At 53.8% G+C, this 4,196-nt stretch carries 4 protein-coding genes; 1 reads left to right on the top strand and 3 read right to left on the bottom strand.

The window, feature by feature from the left end; all coding sequences use genetic code 11:
• Positions 1–121: 121 nt before the first annotated feature.
• Genes DIC66_RS23020 through DIC66_RS23025 form a run of 3 tightly spaced genes read right to left on the bottom strand, consistent with a single transcriptional unit; the run spans position 122 to position 3,445 of the window.
• A complete protein-coding gene (locus tag DIC66_RS23020) occupies positions 122–832 on the bottom strand; it encodes a hypothetical protein (protein ID WP_147321400.1) in 711 nt (236 codons plus the stop codon).
• Positions 833–834: 2 nt separating this feature from the next.
• Positions 835–2,751 carry a site-specific integrase gene (locus DIC66_RS22570; RefSeq protein WP_147321401.1) on the bottom strand — a complete coding sequence of 639 codons (1,917 nt, stop codon included), beginning with the start codon at positions 2,749–2,751 and terminating at the stop codon, positions 835–837.
• Position 2,752: 1 nt separating this feature from the next.
• Positions 2,753–3,445: a hypothetical protein gene (locus DIC66_RS23025; RefSeq protein ID WP_147321402.1), complete on the bottom strand. Its 693-nt coding sequence runs from the start codon at positions 3,443–3,445 to the stop codon at positions 2,753–2,755.
• 3 nt (positions 3,446–3,448) lie between these two features.
• Between DIC66_RS23025 and DIC66_RS22575 the strand changes: the two genes are divergently transcribed.
• Positions 3,449–4,196, top strand: a 748-nt coding sequence (locus DIC66_RS22575; RefSeq protein ID WP_199534827.1) for a type II toxin-antitoxin system HipA family toxin, incomplete at its 3' end; no start/stop codon positions are given.

The following is a 4,196-nucleotide window of genomic DNA, read 5'->3' on the forward strand; positions in this document are numbered from 1 at the left end:
GGCAAAAATACAGAAAGGGGAAGCTCCAGATGTAGACTTATCCACAATCGAGTAGCCAAAAATACCTTTAAACCGTGTGGCTCAAAATTCGACTGCAAACTGGCTCAGATTGACGCTGGAATCAACACATGGGGTGACGTCCGTGTAGACCCGACCGTCCGCGCCGGGGTTTGTTCTTATCAAACTGAGGTGCCGCACCGAATCGCGTGTGAAATTGTTGTTTCAAGAAATTTGTTGACCGTGCAAGGACCGCCGCTTCATCCTTTGGGTTCGGGTTGATTCGAATCGCGATGCGATGCACAGGGATTCCGAGGAGGTGCAAGCCTTTGACAAAATCGGCGGTTGCCTGCGAAGGAGGCGTGTTGACATTCCCAAATTGCGCGAGGTCTAACCAAGCGTTGGTAAGTTCGAGCAATTCGGCCGTGCCGCAGTTGCTAGCAAGCTTTTGCGAGTGCTTCCATCTTGAATTTGAGAGCCTGCTGAATTTGATGTTGAGATGATTACAAATGGAAAGCGTCATTGCTAGCGCTTGCGCGTCGGTTAGAAGGCTTGCATCAGGGATTGCATCGCCGAGCACTCGCGAAATTGCTGGATTTAGTCCGTCAAGTAATGCGCGGACAAAAGCCGTGGTCACACCACGGCGGGATGCTGTGGTTTCAAATGGCAAGTTGGCGAACAAGTCCGAGAGCACTGAAATCACCAGTTCTAGTGTTGGCCCCTCGAATGCCTGTTGAATGGGCGCTATGGTTGTTCCTTGAAAAGCACTGAGCGGAGCAGACCTGGGTTGATGTGCTTTTGCGGCAGCGTTGATTGCATCTAGTAGGTGAAACATATCTATTCCTTTCCGCGGTGTTTGTCCTGGCGCAAATTGAAGTCGGACCTGTCGCTCCACCATGCCGCAGCGCGGGAGCGAATGGTCAGGCGCCGTAAAGCACGGTCGTGCCAGTAGCGCATGGCGTCTTCCATCAGATGAAAATAGGTTCGCCAGGTTGTCTCGGGGGACTGGTGTCCGGACTGCACCTGTACTTCATGAATTGGGTTGATTTCGTGGAACTCGACCATCAGGAATAACGCCTGTTCTAGTGCCAGGGAAATGCATGTGTGGCGGCAAAGATGAATGGAAAAGTCATTGCATCCAGTGACCTCTTTTAAACATCGGGTGAGCAGGGCGTATCCCTTGCCCAGCTTGTAAATATTTCGCGGATTGTCAGGAGCTGCAAAGATAAAGCAACCGCGGTCAGCGCTCTTGAACTCGGGCCTGACCAGCCAATCTTTTAATACCTGAATGGCATCTGGATTGCGAATGAAGACCAGGCGATCGGCCGCAGGAGTCTTGCCGGATCCCACGTAGGGCTGGTTTGCCAGATGAATCTGAATGTGATCTTCAAATTCGATGATGTCCTTATGACGGATCCACTTCAGTTCACCGAAGCGAATTTGCGCTGACGTGAGAAGTTGTGCCCAGGTCTTCACCTGATCGCGAAGACGCAGGTCGCCGGTAGAACGGTCGATCGCATCGGGAAGGCGAGCGATTTCATGCGGCCAGATGCAGTTGGCCCGAGGCCGTTGGGACCGTTCCAAGGACTTATGGAGCCAGCCGATGGGTTCCGAATCAAAGGTGACACAGAGGTACAAATGGAAAGACGCCAAAGCAGCACGCAGCGTGTTGTTATTTGGGTCCAGGGCGAGAACATCACGGAACAATTGGTCCCATTCTTTCGAACTCAAATCTGCTGGATGCCGTCCCGTGCCACGTAGAGCAGCGTGAAGACGCTTTGTCGCTGCCGAAAGGTAACCAGCCAAGCGGCTTAACCGTGGATTTTTCTTGCGCAAGGTTCCCAATTTAGCGACGAACATGGCCCAACCGGTGAGTACAGCTTCGTTTGGGCCTGCATCTCTTAAGGAGTATGAGAGCGACCTGAACCGACGCATCAACTCTTTCCAGACCGTTGAATCCCTCATCGACACATTGCTGCCACTGAGGCCTTTGCAAAGTGAAGCCAATTCCTCAAGGTACCAGGCGCCGCTCAGAATTGGTGCGGTTTCCTGGTAGGTTTCCATAACGACACCGGTCTCTTCAGTCAATTCAGCAGTTGCACGCGCTTCCTGATGGGACACCGGTGGTGTGTGCAGTTGAAAGCGACGTTGCCAAGCGGTTTCCGGAAGGGGCGTGGCCTGCACACAGCCCAGATGATGCGACAGGAATGGCATAGGCATCTGCAGGTATATCCAAGCTTGCATGTCCAGAAATACAGACTTCAAAGTCTGAGCGGGCTTTGGCAAGTCGCCGAAGTCGTATAGATTCAGCACTGCTGGCATGACCTTGGGTACGGTGGTTTTCCAATCTACCGTCGCTGTCAATTTGGAAAGCGCGATCAGTGTGAATCCGGAAATTGCCCGCCGGTCAAGTTGGCCGTTGGTATGCCAACTGGCGTATGTGAAATTGCCGTAGGTCTTTGCCTGGTTAAGTTTTTCAAGGAATTCAGGAAGATCTTTGTAGTTCAACAATTCGAACGCAACAGCGCAGGAAGCGACCAGCGCTTCAGGTTCGAGCGGAGTAGTGCTCAGCGGACTGCTGATGACGCTTTCCATGAATTTTCCAAAGCGGTCAGCGGCCTTTTCTGTGAGCTCTGTCGGTGTGAAGTGAAACCCTTGTTGAGGAAGATAGTGGACTTGAACTCGCGCGCCAGATGTCTTACGTGGAATGCTTCCATGCGGAACACTAGAGTCTGAGAAGTTGGCGTTTTTCATGCTATTTTCCAAGACCCACGATGGGGAAAAATCCGAGCTCAATAGCGACTTGATCTATAGCGTCGGCGGCGATAGCGAGCCACTCAATCTGAGTGGCGTTTGACATGCCGGAACTCAACGCAGTTCCCGCCGTGTGATGTCGTACTGCTCCATCGACGAGTGGCGACTGCACGCCCTTTCGTCGAAGTGCGTTTTGCATGAAATGGCGCCCATCGTCCAGCTTGAGTTTGAGCTCTTTGGGCAATGCGTCGCTTACGTCTGCGGATCCAATATTCACAGGGTAGCCGTCCACAATGCGAAAGAAGAGAGGGACGTTGGCGCCTTGTAGCACCTCTTGAATTCGCTTGCGAACTGGGGTATCAGGAGTGATCCCTAGCTTCTCAAGCCTGGCGTCAAAGATCCTCAGGTTGGCAAGCCACAGATCAATCTGGGATGCGACGCAGACAGGAATTGGGATTGGGCTTTTTCCCAAAAAGGCATTCCCCGACTTGTCGTCAAGTAGGCCAAACGCCGCGCCGATGCGGTAATCAGATGCAAGGAAACCATATTCGTCCGCAAGGCGCCCGGACTCTAAGAAAGCGACACGGTGGCAGCAGAAAATTGCATAGCCGTTGTGATGCCTGTATAGTGAGTCCAAGTTGTACTTTTTCCCGGCCTTTACATCCTGGTACTTGCACAGCAGACAAGCATCCATGGCTTGTGCCGTTTCCTTCGACGGTGTCGCGCTAGAGCCAATTCCAACACCAGTACGCGCTACATTGAGCGCGCCAATGCGCTGGAGATCGATCCCGTCGCACTGGGTCTCAAGAACAAACTGGAGATCAAGGGCCGGGCGTTGCTGCCACCTGCGGGGCTCACCCTCTTCGGGGGTATTCGCGATGCCGCTCCCGACGCATGGGGGCGCAGAGTGATCGAGTCCAAGTTGAAAGTGCCGCCCAACAGCTTGCCCGAATCGGCCTACTTGCTGCATGCCGGCAGTGATCGCGTAGGTGCCCTGGACATCCGGACCGACCTGCAAGCAACGGCAGCGCCCGGCATCAGTGAAGTAAGGTCACTGCAGTACCTGATAGAGGCGGCCGATCGCATCGAAGAGGGGCTGCCTGTGCCCGCCAATCTGGAGCCCATATTTGTGGCCGGAACAGCACTGGGCGGTGCAAGACCCAAAGCCTCCATACGAGACGAAACGGGTGTCCTTTGGCTCGCCAAATTCAGTGGACGCAAGGAGCCCATCAACCTGCCCTGGGTTGAATACGGAACGCTGCAGTTGGCTCGGGAAGTGGGGCTTGTCGTTCCTCCCGTCAAAGTTGAAAAGATAGGCGACCGCACCGCCATGTTGATACAGCGGTTTGATCGCTACTGGTCGCTGCCTGATGATCCGGAAGTACATGCTGGGGTGGACACACTCGCATTGGCCAGTCCGGGTAATGGCCGCGTTGAAAAGCGAC

This window comes from Rhodoferax lacus (assembly GCF_003415675.1).
In the GTDB taxonomy this organism is placed as follows: domain Bacteria; phylum Pseudomonadota; class Gammaproteobacteria; order Burkholderiales; family Burkholderiaceae_C; genus Allorhodoferax; species Allorhodoferax lacus.